The sequence below is a fragment of the Rheinheimera lutimaris genome (assembly GCF_013283795.1).
GTDB lineage: Bacteria > Pseudomonadota > Gammaproteobacteria > Enterobacterales > Alteromonadaceae > Alishewanella > Alishewanella lutimaris.
On sequence record NZ_JABSOD010000017.1, the window covers coordinates 22,952 to 43,887 of the forward strand.

At 53.9% G+C, this 20,936-nt stretch carries 16 protein-coding genes; all 16 read left to right on the top strand.

From position 1 onward, the window contains the following. Positions 1-235 precede the first annotated feature (235 nt). The 16 genes from HRH59_RS14655 to HRH59_RS14730 are packed head-to-tail and all read left to right on the top strand — an operon-like array spanning position 236 to position 20,853. Complete coding sequence (locus tag HRH59_RS14655; protein ID WP_173502028.1) at positions 236-817, top strand: DUF4255 domain-containing protein; 582 nt, start codon at positions 236-238, stop codon at positions 815-817. Continuing rightward, positions 814-1,650, top strand: a complete 837-nt coding sequence (locus tag HRH59_RS14660) for a hypothetical protein (RefSeq protein WP_173502029.1) — start codon at positions 814-816, stop codon at positions 1,648-1,650. Before HRH59_RS14655 ends, HRH59_RS14660 begins: the two co-directional genes overlap by 4 nt. 17 nt (positions 1,651-1,667) lie before the next feature. Further along, positions 1,668-3,227, top strand: a complete 1,560-nt coding sequence (locus tag HRH59_RS14665) for a phage tail sheath family protein (protein ID WP_173502030.1) — start codon at positions 1,668-1,670, stop codon at positions 3,225-3,227. Between the two features lie 41 nt (positions 3,228-3,268). Next, positions 3,269-3,727 carry a phage tail protein gene (locus HRH59_RS14670; RefSeq protein WP_173502031.1) on the top strand — a complete coding sequence of 153 codons (459 nt, stop codon included), beginning with the start codon at positions 3,269-3,271 and terminating at the stop codon, positions 3,725-3,727. Between the two features lie 13 nt (positions 3,728-3,740). Then, positions 3,741-4,205 (top strand): phage tail protein, encoded by a 465-nt coding sequence (locus tag HRH59_RS14675; RefSeq protein WP_173502032.1) that lies wholly within the window; start codon positions 3,741-3,743, stop codon positions 4,203-4,205. A gap of 4 nt (positions 4,206-4,209) precedes the next feature. Then, positions 4,210-4,383, top strand: coding sequence for a DUF5908 family protein (locus HRH59_RS14680; RefSeq protein ID WP_173502033.1), 174 nt, complete (start codon positions 4,210-4,212; stop codon positions 4,381-4,383). After that, the gene (locus HRH59_RS14685) at positions 4,383-5,066 is read left to right on the top strand and encodes a CIS tube protein (protein WP_173502034.1); all 684 of its coding nucleotides are present in this window, start codon (positions 4,383-4,385) and stop codon (positions 5,064-5,066) included. Before HRH59_RS14680 ends, HRH59_RS14685 begins: the two co-directional genes overlap by 1 nt. Before the next feature lie 3 nt (positions 5,067-5,069). After that, entirely contained in the window at positions 5,070-6,857 is a 1,788-nt protein-coding gene (vgrG, locus tag HRH59_RS14690) for a type VI secretion system tip protein VgrG (protein WP_173502035.1), read from the top strand. A gap of 26 nt (positions 6,858-6,883) precedes the next feature. Continuing rightward, a complete protein-coding gene (locus HRH59_RS14695; RefSeq protein WP_173502036.1) occupies positions 6,884-7,183 on the top strand; it encodes a PAAR domain-containing protein in 300 nt (99 codons plus the stop codon). Further along, complete coding sequence (locus tag HRH59_RS14700; RefSeq protein ID WP_173502037.1) at positions 7,184-7,609, top strand: GPW/gp25 family protein; 426 nt, start codon at positions 7,184-7,186, stop codon at positions 7,607-7,609. Next, positions 7,606-11,490 carry a baseplate J/gp47 family protein gene (locus tag HRH59_RS19565; RefSeq protein ID WP_173502038.1) on the top strand — a complete coding sequence of 1,295 codons (3,885 nt, stop codon included), beginning with the start codon at positions 7,606-7,608 and terminating at the stop codon, positions 11,488-11,490. The genes HRH59_RS14700 and HRH59_RS19565 overlap by 4 nt, the downstream gene beginning before the upstream one ends. Further along, complete coding sequence (locus HRH59_RS14710) at positions 11,483-12,277, top strand: hypothetical protein (RefSeq protein ID WP_173502039.1); 795 nt, start codon at positions 11,483-11,485, stop codon at positions 12,275-12,277. The genes HRH59_RS19565 and HRH59_RS14710 overlap by 8 nt, the downstream gene beginning before the upstream one ends. Continuing rightward, positions 12,270-14,660: a hypothetical protein gene (locus tag HRH59_RS14715; RefSeq protein ID WP_173502040.1), complete on the top strand. Its 2,391-nt coding sequence runs from the start codon at positions 12,270-12,272 to the stop codon at positions 14,658-14,660. The genes HRH59_RS14710 and HRH59_RS14715 overlap by 8 nt, the downstream gene beginning before the upstream one ends. After that, entirely contained in the window at positions 14,638-17,553 is a 2,916-nt protein-coding gene (locus HRH59_RS14720; protein WP_173502041.1) for a contractile injection system tape measure protein, read from the top strand. The genes HRH59_RS14715 and HRH59_RS14720 overlap by 23 nt, the downstream gene beginning before the upstream one ends. After that, entirely contained in the window at positions 17,534-18,904 is a 1,371-nt protein-coding gene (locus HRH59_RS14725; protein ID WP_173502042.1) for an ATP-binding protein, read from the top strand. The genes HRH59_RS14720 and HRH59_RS14725 overlap by 20 nt, the downstream gene beginning before the upstream one ends. Then, positions 18,901-20,853: a hypothetical protein gene (locus HRH59_RS14730; RefSeq protein WP_173502043.1), complete on the top strand. Its 1,953-nt coding sequence runs from the start codon at positions 18,901-18,903 to the stop codon at positions 20,851-20,853. Before HRH59_RS14725 ends, HRH59_RS14730 begins: the two co-directional genes overlap by 4 nt. Positions 20,854-20,936 lie beyond the last annotated feature (83 nt).

The following is a 20,936-nucleotide window of genomic DNA, read 5'->3' on the forward strand; positions in this document are numbered from 1 at the left end:
TAAATTTCCGATATGTTTGCATTGTTGCAATCAAACACTATCTTTAAATGCGTTGGGCAATACTCCTCGTATAAATAATCAGTTGTTTGTTTTTGTTATTTGTTTTTACTGCCGTTGGAGACTAAGGGCACAGCCCGGGTACTTAGCAAAGTATCTTACAGTAGTCGTTACCCTGAATTATCGTTCACAGCCATGAAGGCTGTGTGGTGTTCGTTTGGCAGGAAGAAACCGCAATATGATAGCAAAGACGTTGTCGCAACTGGCGCTGCAGCTTAATCGCTTCTTACGACATAATTTTAAGTTGGACGAAGATATTGTGCTGGTGTCGAACTTAAATGAGGCCGACGGCAGTGCTTGTACTCAGGTAAACAATAAACTGGCGCTGTTTTTGGTCGGCGTGGAAAAAGAAACCGCTTCGCGCAGTAAAATGCCACTGCTTGATGCCGGTTTTGCCCGTAGCGGCAACAGCGCACCGCCACTGCACCTGAATTTATATTTAATGCTGGCGGCTAACTTTAACGGCGCCAACTATAGCGATGCATTAACTTTACTGTCGGCCTGCATCAGCTTTTTTCAACGCAATCCGCTTTTTACGCAGCAAAATTTGCCGGGGTTAGACCCTGCTATTGAACGGCTGGCGTTAGATATGGAAAACCTCAGCATTCAGGACGCCGGCAGCTTATGGGGCATGCTGAGCGGCAAATATTTACCCTCGGTGTTGTATAAAGTGCGCATGGTTAGTTTTGACGGCGCTGATATTTACAGTCAAAGCAGCCTGTTACGCAAACCCGTCAGCGATATTGGTAGCCAGCCATGAGCTACCTGACCCTTTGCAGTATTACCTTAAATCATCAGTATTTCAGCGATGGCCTGTTGCAGCAAGGCGAGCTTGTTGTTGCCGGCGAATCTAAAGCTGCACTACAGAATGCGCAGCTGTTGTTTAAACCGACCAAACAAGGTGGCCTGTTGCTGCTGGACAGCGACCGGCGCGATATTACCGCGGCATGTTGTGACCCGGTGTTAACCCTGTATTTGTTGTTGTACAGCAAGGATCCGCAGTTTGGCAGTTACAGCGCCCCGTCAGTTACAGCAGATCAGCTGTTGTATTGCGATAACCGCCAGCCGCAGGCCTCAGGAGCTTTGCATGCCGGGCCGCAGCTTGCTAGTGCAGAGCTGATGGATATCAGTGCGGCGGAGCTTGCCGCGTTATCGCAGCTTAAACGCCGGCCACTGCCGGTATTGGTGCTGGCGCTGGCTATCAATCGTGCGGCGGTTGAACAACTTACCGCAGATAACGCTGCGGCGTATTCAGTGCAATTTGGCTGCCGGCACAGCATTTGGCGCTACTACCTTTGTGGCAGCAGCTTTAACGCGGCGTCGCTGCACATTGCCGATATGGCGCAACAGCAACAGTTTGTGCAGCGAGCCGATACCAGGTTGCCAAACGGCCGGCTTGCCAGGGTGTTTGAATCCGGCCAGCCGTTAATGTTGACACAGTTCAGCCCGTACCGGTTTGCGTTGGTGAGCCGGGCTGACAGCATGGAAAAAATTCTGATCAAACGGTTGCCGGTAGCGGCAGCCGGGCAGTTCGATAGAGCGGTAGTAAACGGAGTAGAAAGCAACGTGTCGGAAATTTACCTTAACTATTAACCAGAAAGGATCCAATCATGGGGCAGATGAAAACGCCTGGCGTTTATATCGTAGAAAAAAATGCCTTTCCCAATTCGGTAGTGGAAGTGGCAACAGCAGTGCCGGCTTTTATCGGCTATACCGAAAAAGCACTGAATGGTACTAAATCGTTGACTAACCAGCCAATGCGTATCAGTTCAATGTCAGAGTTTCACAACTACTTTGGCTTTGCACCGACACCAATGTTTGGTTTGGCCGAAGCCAAGGCACCGGATGACAACAGCTTTAGTGTCGGCGCTAAATCGTATCAGCTTAGCCACGACAGCGGCAAAAACCTGTTGTATTTCGCCATGATGCTGTTCTATCAAAACGGTGGCGGCCCCTGTTATATCGTGTCCGTGGGCAATTACGGCGATGATGTTGAAGGCGCTAAGTTGATGGCCGGTATTGATCAACTGATCAAAGAGCAGGAACCCACCATGCTGGTGATCCCCGAAGCCGTGTTGCTGACAGAAGACGATTGTATCGCGGTGCAGCAGGCTGCGTTGGCGCATTGTGGCGGTAAGATGCGTAACCGTGTCGCCATTTTAGACGTGTGGCAGGGGTATAAACCCCGCCAGCACCCGGAGGGCGATTGCATCGACAACTTTCGTGGCAAACTGGGCATTAATTACCTCGATTTTGCCACCGCCTATTATCCGTGGCTGAACACCAGCATAGTGCAGGAACGTGATCTGAGTTATCAGAATCTGGCACCGGCAGAACTGCTGCAACAGTTACTGAAACAAGAGCGCAACCTGCCGGATGAATTACCTAAGCTTGATGACAAAGCCACCGCCGCCGATAAAGCTGCACAGTTGAAATTGCAACAGCAACTGGATGCGATAGCGGATATCAGCGCCGACTGGAGCACATTGGACAGCGCCGGGCGGGTGGCCAAGCAAATGCTGCTGCATAAAAGTTTAAAGGCTATCAGCCCGCTGTACAGTCAGCTTATCAGCCAGATGCGTGCCATCTTAAACCTGCTACCGCCGGCAGCGGCGATGGCCGGTATTTATACCATGGTCGACAATACCAAGGGCGTGTGGAAAGCACCGGCCAATGTCAGTTTAAGCGCGGTGATATCGCCGGCCGTGAACATTACCCACGATGAGCAGGAAGATTTAAACGTCAGTACCCAGGGTAAATCCGTTAATGCTATCCGTACCTTTATCGGCGAAGGCACTCTGGTATGGGGCGCCCGCACGCTGGACGGCAACAGCCTCGACTGGCGCTATATCAGTGTGCGGCGCACCATGATTATGCTGGAAGAGTCTATCCGGCTGGGCACCAAGGCCTATGTGTTTGAAAACAATACCGCCAGCACCTGGGTCACCATTAAAAGCATGATCCGCAATTTTCTTACCGGTATCTGGAAACGCGGCGGCCTGGCCGGTGCGTCACCGGAAGATGCGTTCAGTGTCAGTGTCGGGCTGGGAGAAACCATGACCTCAGAAGATATTCTGGAAGGCATTTTGCGGGTCACAGTATTGGTAGCGCTGATCCGGCCGGCCGAGTTTATTGAAATTACCTTCCAGCAGCAAATGCAGAAGTCTTAATTAACTAAGCAGCTTATTAAACGAATACAAGGAGCTTAACAATGGCTGATGACGGTTCAACTCAATCCACGTCGGTGTGGCCCTTACCGAAGTTTTATTTCCAGGTGAAATGGGACTCCGAGGTAATGTCGTTTCAGGAAGTATCCGGGCTGGATATAGAAGCGCAAATTATTGAATACCGTGCCGGCGACAATCCGGTGTTTTCTGCTACCAAGATGCCGGGGCTGAAAAAATCCGGCAATGTAACTATGAAAAAGGGTGTGTATAAATCGGATAACAAATTCTGGGCCTGGTTTAGTCAGATCAAGATGAACACCATCAAGCGTTTGCCGATCACCATCAGTTTGTTGGACGAAGCCGGCGGCACCACTATGGTATGGACGCTGACCAATGCCTGGCCGACTAAGATCACCGGCACTGATCTAAAATCCGACGGCAATGAGGTGGCAATAGAAACCATCGAAATTGTGCACGAAGGCATCAGCATAGATAACCCGTAACAGGTAACTGCAGATGAGTGAGTTGGCCGCATCAGAGTATCCGTTACCGGCGTTTTATTTCCGGGTGAAGTTTGCTTCATCCGGCGATAGCGCCGACACCGCCTTTCAGGAGGTGTCGGGCATCGGTGCACAACTGGATACTGAAGACGTAGCAGAAGGTGGCGAAAACCGTTTTGTGCATAAACTGCCCAAAGCGGTAAAGCACGGCAACCTGGTGCTAAAGCGCGGTATAGCCCCCAACAGCTCTGAGCTGGTGCAGTGGTGCATTAAGGTCTTTGAGCAGGGCGTGGACATCATTATTACACCGATGACCATCACCGTAGAATTACTGGACAACACCGGGCAGCCGGCCCGCAGTTGGTCTTTTGTTAATGCTTACCCCGTCAGCTGGCAGATTGAAGGTTTTAACGCCGGTAAAAACGAGGTAGCCATAGAAAAGCTGGAGTTCAGCTATCAGTACGTAAACCGGGAGCGCTAATATTATGCCGATTGAAGTCACTAAACTGATTGTAAAATCGACCTTGCTGGAGCCGCAAAGTGACAGCCAGGCGCGCCAGCCTTATCCGCGCCACGAGTTACAACAATTGAAGCAAGACATCCTGCAGGAATGCCAGCGTTTGTTGCAGCAGGCGCAGTATGAGCAGAGGCCGCGCTGATGAGTGGCAGTAAGTCGCTGTTAACCATCAGCTGTTGTGACAACAATGGCCAGCCCACCGGTGAAGGGCAGTTTCAGGCGATGATTAATCCTGCCAGCCTGAACCATCAGTTGGGCATCAGTTATAACACCGATAACAGCAGCAACTTGCCGGTCGGTAAATCGGCAGTGGAAAGCAAGCTGAGCCAGTATCAGCAGGAAAAGCTCAGCTTTGAGCTGGTGCTGGACGGCACCGGCGTGGTGCCGGTAGCCGGGCAACAGCTGATCGATGTCAGTAAGCAGGTAAAGCAGCTGAAAAACGTGGTGTACCACTATGTCGGTGAAAAACACGAACCCAGTATTGTTAAGTTGCAGTGGGGCCAGAGCTTCAGTTTTATCGGCCGGTTAACCAGCATGACGCTGGATTACACCTTGTTTAAACCCGGTGGCGACCCGCTACGGGCGAAGATAAAGCTGAATTTCGGCAGCTATATGTCAAATAAACAGGAAGCACTGAAAGCTGACCGGCAATCGCCTGATCTCACCCATCAGGTATTGGTGAAAGCCGGTGATACGCTGCCCAATCTGTGTTACCGCATTTACCGTGACAGCAGCTACTACCTGGCGGTAGCTGAATTTAATCAACTGGACAGTGTCAGCGTGCTGACGCCCGGCCGCCAGTTGTATTTTCCACCGCTGAGGTAAGCTATGGCCAATTCTCCGTTACAAGGGGCCGATGGGCCGGTGCGGCTTAGTGTAACCAGCGATGGCAACGCGCTGGCAGACAGCATCAGTATCATCAGTGTCGATATCAGCAAAGCGTTAAACCGTGTGCCGCTGGCAGTGCTGACTTTTAGTGACGGCGATATGCCGGCTAAAGATTTTCCGTTGTCTAATCAGGCAGCTCTGGCACCCGGTGCCCAACTGGTGATCAGCGCCGGTTATGGTGATGACGAACAACAAATCTTTAGCGGGGTAGTGGTAAAACACAGCCTGGCGGTCAGTGGCGACAATCAGGCAAAGCTGGTAATTGAATGTCGCGACGCTATTTTTGCCGCCACGCTGGCGCGCAACAATGCTAACTATATCAACCAGACCGACAGCGAAATTTTACAACAGATAAGCGCTAAATATCCGGTCAGCGCAACCGTTGCTGCTACCACTGAAACCCAGGCCGAATTAGTGCAGTACTACTGTACCGACTGGGACTTTATGCTGCTGCGCGCCGAAGTAAATGGCATGGTGGTGGCAGTGGACGATGGCAAGCTGGACATAGCCGCGCCGGATGTAGCGGCCGATGCCGTACTTAAAGTCACGTATGGCGATGATTTACTCAGCTTTAACGCCAGCCTGGATGCCAGCCAGCAATTCGACAGCGTAAAAAGTGTCAGTTGGGATCACAACAGCCAGCAAATACAACACAGCGAAGCGGCCGGTATTGCCCTGACAGCACAGGGCAATATCAGCGGCAGCACCCTGGCTCAGGTGGCCGCAGTACCGGAGTTTCGTTTACAAAGCACGGTACCGCTGAGCGATGCCGGCTTAACCGGTTGGGCTAAAGCACAGCAGCTGAAATCTGCGCTGGCACGTATTCGCGGTGAGCTGCGTTGTCAGGGATCGGCACTGCTGAAACCCGGTGTACTGCTGGAGGTAAACGGTGTCGGCGAACGTTTTAATGGCAAAGTGTTTGTCGCTCAGGTGCGGCATATTATCGCTGACGGTGACTGGATATCGCAGGTGAGCTTTGGCATGTCGCCGCAATGGTTTGCTCAAAGTGCTGATATCAGCGCGCCGCTGGCCGGCGGGGTGTTACCGGGGGTTAACGGTTTGCAAATCGGTGTGGTGATGAAACTGGATGCTGACCCCGACAATGCCTATCGCATTCAGGTCAATGTACCGGTATTGCAGGCAGAAACCGCCGGTATCTGGGCGCGGTTACTCAGCTTTTATGCCTCTTCCGGCTTTGGCCAGTTTTGCCTGCCGGAGATTGGTGACGAGGTGATCCTCGGTTACCTGAACAATGATCCCTGTTATCCGGTGATCCTTGGCAGCGTATACAGCAGCAAGCGCAAACCGGCTTACGAGCCGGAGGCAGAAAACAATATTAAAGCCTTTGTCAGCCGCACTAAGCTGACGCTGGAATATGACGAAGAGAAGAAAAAAATCAGTATTCTGACCCCCGCCGGTAATAAAGCGGTGCTGGATGACGACAGTAAAACCATTCTGCTGCAAGACCAGCATGGCAATAAGGTAGAGCTGTCTGACAGCGGCATTTTGCTCGACAGCCCGAAAGACATCAGCTTAAACGCCAAAGGCAAAATCAGCCTGCAGGCGGTAAATAACATTGAACTGGCGGCGCAGGCCGATTTTAAGGCAGCAGCGCTGAATATCAGTCAGCAGGCCAATGCAGGCTTTACGGCCAAGGGCAATGCCAGCGCCGAATTGTCAGCCAGCGGCCAAACCACGGTGAAAGGTGCCATGGTCATGATTAATTAACAACAGCTTATGCAACAGGAGAGAGTATGCCACCGGCAGCGCGTTTAACCGATATGCACCAGTGCCCGATGCAAACCCCGGGCTTGCCGCCTGTTCCACATGTTGGCGGGCCGGTACTGGGGCCCGGTATCGCCACCGTGTTGATTGAAAAACTGCCGGCCGCGGTGCTGGGCGATAGCTGCGTTTGTGTTGGCCCACCAGACAGCATTGTTAAAGGCTCGGCCACCGTGATGATTGGCGGCAAACCGGCCGCCAGACTGGGCGATACCTGTGCCCACGGCGGCGCAGTGGTGATGGGTGCACCCACCGTAATGATAGGAGGCTGAATGAGCGCCGGGCAACCTGATAATGCATTTTTAGGTATTGGCTGGGCTTTTCCGCCCGGTTTTAGTCGCGGCAGTTGCCATAGCGAAATGGTGACTGATCAGCAGGATATAGAGCAAAGTCTGCGTATTTTGTTTTCAACCCGGCCTGGCGAGCGGGTAATGCAGCCGGAATACGGTTGTGCATTACAGCGCTATGTTTTCAGCATGTTGGATGAGCATGCACTGGCCAATATTATTGACGCTATCAGCCATGCGGTGTTGTTTTTTGAGCCACGTATTCAGTTATTACAGGCAAACGCGGATTTGCAGCAGCTGTTTGACGGTGTGTTAATGCTGCAACTGAGTTATCTGATCCGCGGTACTAACAGCCGGCATAATATGGTGTATCCGTTTTATTTGCTTGAAGGCACAGAGGTGGCGCAGTGACAGCGCGCCTTACTACCTATGCGCACTGGCCGGCATTGTTTCATGCCGACGGTACCGCACAAACTGAGCAGCGTTATGCAGCGCTGCGTGACGATTATTTTCAGCCCGATACGCTCAGTTTTAACCAATTGCTCAGTCTGGCCGCCGGGTTGGCGGAGAATATCCGCTTTGTTGCTCCGGATGGCAGCACGCAGGGCAACTGGCGGCAATTATTCAACCACAGCGAGCCGGCTATTCTGGCACAAATAGCCGCGCTGGACGCCGACCGGTTGCAACAGGACTGGACAGCACTACTGCAACAAACGCCGTTAAGGCAATATAATTTTGTGCTGACGCTGCTGCAGCAATATCACCTGTGGTATCAGCAGTTGCTGCAATTGGGCTCTGAGTCTGCCGTGTTATTGGCCGATAAACTGCACAGCAGTTGGCAAGCTCAACTGGCGCCTTACTTGCCGCTGTTACAACAGCCTGGCGCAAGTTCGCAGGGCGCAACAGACTTTAAGGCCTTGCTGCAGTTTGCGCCCGTAGCCTCAGCAACATGTCGGGCAGATGAAGCGCTGCAGCGCAGTGGCGCAGGGGTTTTGCAGCTGTGCCGCTATTTGCAGCAGCAAACCACCGGTCAGCTCAACCGGTTATTATGCTCACAGCAGAATGAACCGGCGCTGGCGCTGTTTCTGGCTTTTTTGCGGCTGTATCAGGGCAATCAGCAACAGCTAAACCGGTTAACTGAGCGCCATCTGGCTTTTTACTACAACGACTGTCTGAATATGTCGCGGCGTAGCGCGCTGGCACCGGCCGTTTGGCTCAGCCTGCAACCGGGCAGTGCAGCGGTATTGTTGCCGGCCAATAGCCGTTTTAGTGCCGGTAAAACCGTCGCCGGCCAGCCATTACTGTTTGATACTACTGCAGCACATTACCTGCAGCCGGTGCAGGTGCAACAGCTATACAGTCTGAGTTTACTCAGTAGTAAGCGCATTTCACCCGAACAGGAGCTGGGCTTTGTCAGTCGCATTTACAGCAGTGCTGCCGCTATGGCGCAGGCGGCTGAGCGCCCTTTGTTTGTGGCGGATGACGGTGTATCACGGATGCCCGGCTTTGCCATAGTGTCGCCTACCTTACAGCTTAGCGAGGGTGAGCGCAGCATAGAACTGCAACTGAGCCTGACGCCACCACAGCAGTTGGCCAACAGATTAACCGCCTTACTGCAGCGGGCTGACTATAGCTGGCCGCAGCGCTTACAGCAGGCGCTGGAGATCATTTGCGCCGGGCTGGATTATACTGTGCCGCCGGCACAATTACCGCAAGACGCGGCCGCGCTTGCCGCCAGCTTACCGGATCTGCCGGTAATGCCGGCGGCAACGCGCTGGCTGGCCTGTTATCAGCAGGTATTGTTGCTGTTGTTGCTGCGCACAGAGCAACAACAAGCATTCAGTCGTTTGTTCGGTATCGTATTTAGCTATTACCTGTTTGGCCCCGACAACTGGTTAACGGCAAAAGACAGCCGGGCTATCGTGGCCAAAGCTGAGCAGCTGGCCTTGCAAAGTGGCGATGTGCAAAGTTATCAGTGTGTGCAGCAACTGTTGAGTGACGACAGAATGACGGTGTTTTACCGTTATTGCAGCGATTTGTTTTTACTGTCGCTGTCCACCGCCGGCGGCTTTGTCAATGTGGCGGAATACGCCTTACAACCGCTGAGCGGTGCCGGGCTTGGGCTGCGGTTGCGCTGTCAGCTTAGCAGTAGCTTTGCTGCTGTATGCGCTTGTGACGACACGGATGCCGGTATGCGGCTGACGCTGAACCCAATGGCCAAATTGTGTGGTTATTCGCTGTGCAGCCAGTTTGACATTGCAAGCTGCCGGCTGGAGGTAACGGTTAAGCATGCCCGCAGCCTTAACCTAAGCAACCAGTTGGGGCCGCTGGATAGCACTAAACCATTCTGGCCGTTTGGCCCGGTGCCACTGCCCGGCAGTTATCTGTTGTTTAACCACAGTGACTGGCAAGACAAACATCTACAGCAGCTTGAGCTTGAGCTGGACTGGGCTGAGCTGCCGGTTGCAAGCGAAGGGCTGGCCGGCCACTATGCGGCATATGGTGAAGATATCACTAACTACAGTTTTAAAGCCAGGCTGGCCTTGTTGGAGCAAGGCCAGTGGCAGGGGGTAACAGAGGATCGTCAGCGCCAACCGGAGTTTTGCTTGTTTGCCTCTGCGCATAGCCATGCTCCGGTGCAACCCAAACAGCAACTGGCTTTCAGCGCTGTTGCTAGCTTCAGGTTAACCGCAGCACAGGCGGCTCAGCCGTATCATCCTGCGGCCAGCCAGGGGTTTTTCCGCCTCAGCCTGAGCCAGCCGGTCAGTGGTTTTGGCCACGGTCGCTACAGCAGCGCCCTCAGTGAAACCTTACTTTACAATGCGAAACAGAAAAAACCGCGGCCGTTGCCGCAACCGCCTTATGCGCCGCTGCTGCAACTGCTTAGCCTAAATTACAGCGCCGCCTGTGATATTCATACCAGCCGCGACCCTGCCCCGGGCAGCCGTGATCGCATATTGCAGCTGTATCCGTTCGGTCAACGCCAAAGCTATCCCAGCGCCAGGCGCGATGCCGTGCGGCTGCTGCCGCATTTTGCCCATCAGGCTTATGTGTTTATTGGTTTAGCCGGAGCCGGCGTCAGCGGCCGGCTGAGCTTGTTGTTTGATATAGAACCGGCCGCCGGCAGTAGTAACACCGTACCGGAAAATGCGCTGCACTGGCAGTATCTGCATGATGATGAATGGCTGGATCTTAACGACCAGGCGCTGTTGGCCGACAGCAGCCGCGGCCTGACCTCAAGCGGCGCCGTGTTATTGCAATTGCCGCATGCTTTGCAGCAACAGCATCAGTTAATGCCGTGTGGCCTGGCCTGGCTGCGGTTGTGTTGTGCCGGACAAAGCCGGCGCTATGGCCGGTTGCGGCGTGTTCTGCCAAATGCCGTCCGGCTGAAGGCGGCAGAGGCATTGCCGGATACCGCTATGCTAAGCCAAAGTACATTGCAATGGACACTGTTGAGTAAGCAGCCCGGCATTAGTGTTACCGGTTATTTGCCGGCATTACAGCAACCGGGCTATGAAGAAAGCAACCCGGCCAGAATACAACGTATCGCTGAGCGCTTAAGCCATAAACAACGAGCCGGCACGGCGTGGGATTTTGAACGCCTGGTACTGCAGGCCTTTCCGCAGCTGAGCAAAGTAAAGTGTTTTCCTAACGCCGCGCTGGAACAAAATGACCTGCAGCCCGGCCGTTTGTTGCTTATTGTGTTGGCTAAACCGCAAAGCTGTCAGCATCAGGACTGCCAGCGCAGCCTGGTAAGCGGTGAGCTGCTGCGGCAAATTAAACAGTATGTTGCCGCGCTGGCATCGCCTTTTGCCGCTATTGAAGTGGCTAACCCCGGTTTTGAGCAGTTACAGGTGCGCTGTGCCGTGCAGCTTAACCCTGCTTTACAGAGCGGTGATGGCTTACAGCGCCTGCAGCAAGCGCTGTCTGATTATCTGTGCCCCTGGCATGAGCAAGGGCTGGATGCCCGCTTTGGTTGGCAACTCAGGCCGCAGTTGCTGCAGTCTTTTATTCAGCAGCAACCTTATATTGATTACGTGACCGACTTTTCGCTGCTGCATATCAGCCGGTATGGCGGTCGCCGCTATCAGTTGCAGGACAGCGCTAACTACCGCGATACCGGGCAGCTGGTATTGCAACCGGTTCGGCCATGGAACTTACTCACACCGGCGCGCCAGCACAGTTTGCGTGTATTGACGCAGCCTAAGCCGGAGTTGGCGCAGCCAACCGGTGTTAGCGAGCTGGAAATCGGCCATACCTTTATCATTCAGCAGGAAGCACGCGATGGCTAAACGTAACCGTAATACGCTGAAAAATTTTTTCCGCGACGGTGCCATGCCGTCGGCGCAGGAGTTTGCTGATCTGATTGATTCGTCACTGAATACCCTGGAAGACGGTTTTGATAAATCGGCCGGTTATGGTTTTGAAATCACCGTGCTGGGTAAGCACACTGAGCTGGTGAGTTTTTTTCGTGACAACCTCAGCGAGCAACCGCTGTGGAGCATCAGCTTTGATGAGCGCAGCAATGCTTTGCAATTTAAGCAGGCCGGTAAAGCTCTGCTAACCCTTACTCCGCAACAGCGGCTGGGCATTGGCACGGCCACCCCGGCCAGTGAGCTGGATGTGGCCGGCGTGATCACGCAGCAGGGCCGGCAAGGCTATCAGCCCACCGGCAAGCGCCAGGTACCCGCGAACGGGCAATGGCATGATATCAGTGGCCCTTTGCAAGGCTGTCAGGCATTTGAAGTAATGGCCGGTACCGGCGATAAAGGCAGTGGCCACTATGCCCTGTTGCAAGCCTTTGCGATTAACACCTACAACCCGACCGGCTGGTGGTTTAACTTTCTTAACCGTAAAAAGCGTATCAGGATGCAACAGGCATATTATTTGTCGCGCAGTTGCAAGCTGGATTTACGTTGGCAGACGCTGGAGCAGGGCTACTGCCTGCAATTACGCTCACGCACGGATTTAGGTGACAATGTTCGTATCAGTTATTACCTGACCCGGTTGTGGTTTGACGCCGACATGAGCCAGTGCTGGCAAGACCCCGCCGCTGGCAGCGGAGGCAGTGATGGCTGAGTACAGCATTAAGCGGCGCCAAACGCATGAAAAAGACCGTTTTACTGCCTTAAAACAACAGGCGCTGGCCGATATTCAGCAACTGGCCGGTAAGCGCTGGACCGACTACAACCTGCACGACCCCGGCATTACCTTGCTGGAGCAATTATGTTTCAGCCTGACAGAGTTGCAGTATCGTTGCGACTTCAGCATGGCGGATTTGCTCAGCAGTCCGGATGGCACAATAGATTTTGCTGCACTGGGTTTAGTGTCGCCGGAGCAAATTCTCAGCTGCAGGCCGACCACTGCTGCGGATTACCGCCGTTATCTGCTGGATCAATTGCCGCAGCTGGCAGACATCTATCTGTTGCCGTGCGCCGTGTCGGGCTTATACCGTGCCGTTGCTGTGGCGACGCAGCCGGACCAGCCAACGGCGCCGCTTATTGCGGCTATCCGGCGCTGCTACAGCGCACAGCGCAACCTCGGGGAGCAACTGGGCCAAATAGATATTATTGCGCCGCTGCACTGTGAGCCGGTGGCGGAGCTGGATGTGCAGTCATCTGCCGATGCAGTAGAGCTGTTAGCGGAGTTTTACTGCTGTTGCCGGCAACTGTTGCAACGCAGCAGCGCCCGACGCAGTTACAGCGACCTGTTGGCGCAAGGCGCAGATTATGAACAGTTGTTTACCGGGCCGCTGACGCCGGGTGGCGTACTGGAGCACAGCGAAAGTGAACAGCGCCAATTGCATATCACCGATTTTTTCCAGCCATTGCAGCATATTGACGGTGTAATACAACTGCGGCAGTTTCATCTGCGCTGCGCTGGTCAGCCTTGTTACGATAATTTGCCGTTGCAGCAAGGCTTGCCGGTATATTATTTAGCTCTGCCGGATGCCACGCAGCCGCCAAAGGTGCGGTTGAGCATGGGCAATAAGACCATCAACATTGACTGGCCTGCCGTTGTGCAGCGTTATCAGCAAAAGCGTTTTCAGCAATACAGCCGCTGGCAAACAGATATAGCTGCATTGTGCCCGCCACCGGCCGGCCGTTACCGGGCTTCGGGCCGCTATCACTCTGTGCAGGCCTTGCTGCCGCAAAACTACGGCATGCAGCGGCCGCTGGCGCAAAGCTCGCCCCGTCAATTACAACTGAAAGGCTACTTGCTGCTGTTTGAACAATTACTGGCAAACTTTCTTGCCCAATTACAGCAGTTGCCGGCGTTGTTTTCGCCGCAACATCTTACGCAGAGTTACTATTATCAGTCGTTGCAGGACGCCGGGAGCCGTGATGTGGACGCGTTGCTGTATCAGGATATGAACACTACTCAGGCCAAGCTGTATCAACAGTTAGACGACGTGCTGCAGCGTAAACACCGGCTGCTGGATTATTTACTGGCATTGTATGGTGAAAGCTTGCACCAGCACAGCCTGCAGCACTTTGATTATTATCATAGTGCTCAATCTGCGCTGCTCAGGCGGTTGCAGCAAAAAGTCAGTTATTTGCAGCAAATTGTTGTTATGACAAAAGATCGTATCGCCGCGCCCGATCATTACGCGCCGCTGTGGCGTGATGCCGTCGGAGGCTTTGTCCGCAAACAGGCATTGCTGCTGGACTTAGCGCAAACGGCTCAGTCTTTAACTACGGCGGTGCTACAGCATAAGTTGCGGCTGCGCAGTGACACCGATCAGCTGCAACAGCTTTATCTGGACGAAACCAGCAGCAATGGCGTGTTGTTGCAGCAAGTACCGCCACTGCGTATCCGTTATGCCGCCGACAGCCGGTTACTGCGGCATAAACTGGAGGATGCCTGTTGTTTTGACGGCAACTGTTTGCCGGAAATCCTGTTACAAACCGGTATTCAGCTGAGTAATTACCGCATTTTGTTGCAGCAAAACCGTTATCAGGTGCTGCTTAAAGTACCGCACAGCAAGCAGGACGAATGGTGGCTGGTCGGCAGTTACCGATATTATCGCCGGGCGCTGATTATGGCTAACAGCCTGGTGCTGTTTTTATCTCATGTCAGCCGCGCCTCAGAAGGGCTGCATGTAATAGAGCATCTGCTGCTAATGCCGGAGCAAAGCACGGCAGCCGAACTGCCTGCTGGCTTTTACTCCGGCCATATCAGCATCTTATGCCCGGGCTGGACCGCACGCTTTGCCGATGCCGGCTTTCAGCAACTGGTTACTGAAACACTGCAGATGAATTGCCCGGCACATTTATGTTGCCGGGTATTTTTTCTCGATTTTGCCCAAATGAACCGGTTTGAACGCTTATTTAAATATTGGCGTTCCGCACTGAAAGCTGATCGACACAGTGCTGACACCGAGCGCCGTGCACTGGCGCAGTTTATTTACCGTCTGCAGCAACCGGCGGAGGCTGCCGATGCATCAGCTAAAGCAGGTTGAGCTGGATTTTCAGTGCGCTTCAACCAGCATGGCGCAGTGGTTTAACGCCGGTGGCGAGCGGCTGTTTGTTGAAGAGCTGTTGCCGGTAGCGCAGCAGGTATTGGACGAGTTTGACAGCGGTATTGCCATAAGGCTGGACGAAATTCAGCTGCAACTGCCGCCACTGCATTTACCGGCTGATCGCTATGTGCTGCAGCATTGTTTTCGCGAAGCGCTGCGCCGGCAATTATGGTTGTTATTGCCATCCGCTACCGCACCAACTGATGTGTCGCAGCAGACAGCCCTGAAACAGACTGCCCCGCAACAGAGAGCCCCGCAACAGACAGCCCCGCAGCCGGCTAAAGCGCCGGGCTTAACTGCCGTGCAACAACAGCAACTGATCAGTGCGTTACAGCAAGCTGACAGTAACGCCTTGCAGCAACACTGGCCACTGTATTTGCAGCATGCCGCTGAATTGCTCAGCCTGCTGAAATATCTGGCCGGCAACAGTGATTTGTGCCGGGTGCTGGCGTTTGGTTTAAGCACTGACATGCTGGTGCAACTGCTGCAATTTCTGGCACCGTCAGAGCAGCGCTTTATACAGCAACTGATAGCACAACCGCAGCTGTTCAGCGTGCGGCAACACAACACCAAAAGCCGGTCTTATGCCATTTCGCAGCCTTTACCACCGCCGGCCTTGCAGCAACGGCAGCGGCATTTATGGCAATTTAGCCTGAGCTATCTGCTGGTTGAGCGTGGCAGCCGGTTTAACCGGCGCAGTTACCTGCATTATTTGCTGCGAAAAATGGCCGCTCATGACAATTTATCCGTGCAAAGCCTGGTGCAGCATATGCTGCTGACATTGCAGCACAGCCGTCAGCTGTTTGCCGGACACAGCCCGCTTTTGCTGCAACTGACAGAGTTGCTGTCCGGCATTGCCGACACGGCGTCAGTGCTGCCTTCGCCTGACAGTACGGTGCTGGCAGAAGCCCTGCAGCATGGACTGAGCGCAGCACAGCGCCGGCAACTTACGCTGGCGTTACGTCAGGCAAACAGTGTCGTGCTGCAGCAACACTGGCCACTGTATTTGCAGCACGCGGCTGAATTGCTGAGCATATTGCGTTATCTGGCCGGCAGCAGCGACGTATGCCGCGTGTTAGCCTTTGGTTTAAGCACTGAGCTGCAGGCGCAACTGCTGCAACTGCTGGCACCGTCAGAGCAGCGCTTTATGCTGCAACTGATCGCTCAGCCGCAGTTATTCAGTGCGGTGGCCGCTAATACAAAAAACCAGCCGCAAGCTATCGCATCAGCGTTGCCGCCACCGGCCTTGCAACAACGGCAGCGGCATTTATGGCAACTTAGCCTGAGTTATTTGCTGGTTGAGCGCGGCAGCCAGTTTAACCGGCGCAGTTACCTGCATTATTTGCTGCGACAAATGGCCGCGCACGACAACCTGTCTGTACAAAGCCTGGTGCAGCATATGCAGTTGGTTTTGCAGCGTAGCCGTCAGTTATTTGCCTGGCATAGCCCGTTACTGCTGCAACTGACAGAGTTACTGGCCGGCATGGCGCCGCCTGCCCCTGTTCCGGCAAATGAGCTGGCCGGCAACTTTACGGCCTTACCCGGCTATTTCAGCTACCGCCTGACCCGGCCGGTAAGTACCTTACCTCAGCTGGCGCCGGCGCGGCCGATACAGCGCAGTGCGTTGCAGCATCAGGCCGGGCGCTGGCGCCAATGGCAGCAGTTATTGTTGGCGGGCCAACTGACGCTGGCGCAGCAACGACAGTTTAACCTGCTGCTGCGGCAGTTATTGCAGCAGCCCGGTACATTGTGGCTGGACGGTTTGCGCCAGCAGTTGTCTGCAGCAGGCTTATTGGCGCGCTTGGTTGACTATGCCGCAGAGGAGCATTTACAGCAGTTGTTTCAACAATTGCAGCCCGCCAGTTTTGCCGGCATCCAACCTTATATCGGTTTACTGCAGTGGGGCTTAGGCGGTATCAGCCTGCCTTTGCCGTTGTATCGCCAGTTGCGCTGGCAACCGCTGTTGCAATCCAGTTTGCAGCGCCAGCCACTGACATTGGCATTGTTAATCCGCCAGCTACAACTGTGGCTGGCAGCTGAAACCGGCAGTGCCGCCAGCCTGGCGCTGTTGCAACAGCTGTCGCAGCAGCTGGCGCAATACAGCGGTAATGCGGCACAAGGCCGCAAACCCGAACTGTTGCAGCAATTAAATATGCAACTGCTAACCGCCTCTGCTACCGCGCCACAGCAGCAGAGGTCACAGGCGTTAACTGCCAGGCTAAAAGCCGCAGAGATTGGTGTGGCATCAGCTGCCGTAGCCGATGCCAGACATCAGCATAGCGCTGCAGAGCCGCACGAGCACCCGGCACAAGTGCAACGGGTTGCTAATGCCGGTATCGTGCTGGCAGCGCCATATATACCGCTGTTGCTGCAACGGCTGGGGTGGGTAGCAGCACAGCGCTTTATCAGCACGGCGCATGCGTGGCAGGCGTGCGCGTTACTGCACTATATGGCCAGCGGGCAGCGGCAGGCGGAATTGCCGGCAGACTACCGCCAGCAATGGTTATTGCCAATGTTGCTAAGCGGGGTGCAGCCGCCTTGTCCGGTTGAATTCAGGCCACAACTGAATGCTGACACTCTGACGATGGCGGATAGCTTGTTAGCCGGCATATTGGCGCAATGGCCAAAGTTGGCCAACAGCTCAATAACGACGCTACGCGAGTGCTTTTTGCAGCGCGGCGGCACCCTGGAGCGCAGTGGCAACGGCAGCGGTTGGCAATTACAGCCCGACAGCGGTCCTTACGATATGTTGCTGGATGGCTTGCCCTGGTCTTACTCGCTGATCCGTTACCCCTGGATGCAAGGAGAAGTGTATGTTCACTGGCGCGGTTAGGCTGAAAGACGAGGTAACACCGGATAACGCTGCTTGCCTGCAACACGAGCTGGACTGGCTGGCCCGTTGCATTGAGCTGAGGCTACACAGCTATTTTCAGCAGCAGCCGCTTGACCTGTTGCAGCAAGCTGCGGCGCCGGATCTGACTGCCGCACAGGGCAGCTATGCCGCCTTTGTGCGTAAGCAGCAGTTAACCACAACACAGCGGCTGATTTTATTGCTGGCGTTGGCACCGCATTTACAGCCACAGCTGCTGGACACTTTTTTTGTGCGTAATGATAATCTGGCGCGTAATTTTACCGAGTTTGGCGGCTGCAGCAGCAAACAGCATCAGGGCTTTTTGCCTTCAGCGCAAACGGCGGCTTTTTTACTGGCCGCAAATGATTTATCAGTCCGGTTGCAGGTTATACAACTGCTGCAACCGGACCAACTGCTGTGCCGCGATAATATTATCCACTTGCGCCACGACGTGGCTGAAGAGCCGTTTTTAAGCGCACAGCTAACGGTAAGTGCGGAGTATTTGCAGCTGTTTTGCAGTGGTACCAGACAAAAGCCGGATTACAATATTCACTTTCCGGCCAAGCTGCTTACTACCCCGTTAACCTGGCAGGATTTGGTATTGCCGGCGGCAGTAATGGCAGAGGTGCAGCATATTATCGGCTGGGCAGAGCATCAGGACACCGTGATGCAACAGTGGCAATTGAGCCGCAGTATCAAACCCGGTTACCGCGCATTATTTTACGGCCCGCCCGGCACCGGTAAAACCCTGACCGCCACCTTAATTGGCCGGCAAACCGGAGCCGATGTATACCGGATAGATTTATCCGCCGTGGTATCCAAATATATCGGCGAAACCGAGAAAAACCTCGCTACCGTGTTTGACCAGGCGCAAGCCAGGCAGTGGATCTTATTTTTTGACGAAGCCGATGCGTTATTTGGTAAACGCAGCCAAACCAGCAGCAGTAACGACAGATATGCTAATCAGCAGGTATCTTACCTGTTGCAACGGATTGAAGACTTCCCGGGTGTTGTGCTGCTGGCCAGTAACCTTAAAGCCAATATTGACGAAGCTTTCGCGCGGCGTTTTCAGTCGATGCTGTACTTCCCGCTGCCGGATGTATCGGAGCGGCACCAGCTGTGGCAGCATATTTTGGGTAAGCATGTGGCGCTTAGCGATGATGTTGATCTGCATTATCTGGCGCATGAATTTGAACTGGCCGGCGGCGCCATCACCAATGTAGTGCGTTATGCCGCTATCGCCGCCGTATTACGCCACGACAGGGCACTCACCCAGGCCGATTTGCTGCAGGGCATCAGCCGTGAGCGGCGCAAAGAGGGCATGATGGTATGAAGCGCTGGCTGCTGATGGTTATAGTGTTATGTCCGGCCTGGCTTGGCGCCGAAACGACCGGTGTCTGGCAACCGCTGGATAGCCGCGAGTCAGGTTATTATCAATTGACCGCTGCTGATATCAGCCGGCTTGGCGAGCGCCAGGCACAATTGGCAAAGTTGTTGGCTTTGCAGGATATTGTTTATCCGCAGCAATACCTGCTGGATAATGAGGTGCGGCAACTGCTGCGGCCGCTGGTGCATGACCATGAGCATTATGTTAGTGCGCTGGTCCGCCCGGTTAGCGCTGCTGTGGTTAGCGATGCAGCGATGCAACAAGGCAGTGATAGTGCGGCGGGCTTTGTGGTAACTGCTGAGGCGCTGGCAAAGCTGCAACAGCAACCGGAGTTTGTGCTGTTAACAGAGCCGCAGCTTGCGCAATTGCAGACATTACAAGATGCGGTATTTCGCCGTCAGGCCATACTGGATACCGCCCTGGACTTAACCGGTTTTAACACCGAAGCGCCGGCTCAGCTGCCGTCACCCGAGCGGCTGCTGGTATATCAGCTTAGTTTTAAACAAGGCCGGGCTGCTACGATGCAGCCGCTTAGCTGGCAGGCTGCTGCCGGTTGCGGTTGTGCGCCTACCATACCGTCGCAGGCTAGCTTTGTTAACTTTAGTTACGCCTTACAACCTTACTGGCTGAATACACCGCAACAGCTCAATTTCGGCAGTGTGCACCGTATCGGCTTGTATGCCTTTAGCATCGACGGCGCCTTTAAACTGCAGCCGCCACCTAACTGGCAAAACCGGCGGCCTTACAATGACTTTGTTAATCTGGCGCAGGCACATGACACTTATCTTGATATTGTGGTGCGCAGCGACAGCAATGCGTTATGGCAAAACGTGGTTGCCAGCGAGGCGTTAATTGAACAGATGCAGGCATTGATCACCGAGCCACTGCGCGGCTTTTGGCTGAATAACCTGCAACCACTGGTTACCTTTGGCCTGAGTGAACGCCGCACGGTGGCCGACGGCATTACACTGGACCTGGATTTACGTAATCTGCCGCCGGAGCAACACGGCAGTGTGATCAGCTTTATCAAGACCTTAAAGCAGCAACTGAACAACGGCCGGGCAACCAGCAACACTGACAGCTACTTTGTTAACCTGACGGTGCCGGTAACGGCGCTGTTACGTCAAAGCCAGGCTGATGGCAAAGCGCTGACAACAGAATCGGAACTGGGCTTTTATACGCTGGATAATTTGTTGGCCATAGCGCCGTACGTCAACTTAATGCTGATCCGTTTTGATGATAAAGCTCAGCTAAGCACCGGCAGTAACGCTATGCAGCTGCCAGCCTTCAGCAGCCGGCTGTCCGGCTTTCGCCAGGGCATGAAACAGCTGAAAACCGCCATTGATACTATGGAAAAAACGGCTGACGCCAACCGTTTATTAGAAAAAATGCTGCCGGTGTTTCATATGTCGCACTTTGCTGACGCCGACAGTTTTGCTAACGAGCTTACCTACGCTAACTGGAACTTCAGCGGTGCTGCATTGTGGAGCTTACCGCTTACTGACGTACAGTACGGCAAACTGAATGCCGCATTTAAGCCGCTGCCCAATACCGATAATCAGTTTTATCGCGGTTATTTAACCGCCTCTGCAGCCTTGTGTGATCTGATCTGCCCCAATCGCTGGCAAGCGCGTTTATTGCTGTTCAGTGTGGTGCTGTTGTTGGCGCTGTACGGTGTCATATCGTTAGTGGTATTTGAACTAAGAGTGCTGTACCAGCAGCGCTTATTTATTAACTTTTTATTATTGCAGCCATTTTTGCTGTTACTGATCCTGTGGTGTGACCCGTTCTGGCATCCGTACCAAGAGTTGGTACTGGTACTGGCATTGCTCATTACCCTGGCATTGCAGTGGTATTTTCGCCAACAGCAACGCCGGCGTGAACATTATCCGTAGCCTGTAGCAATAAGGTCTACACTTTAGGCTAAATGCTTAGCAACACTAAACTCCTGCCGCAGTTTTGGCACCGCAAAAGGATG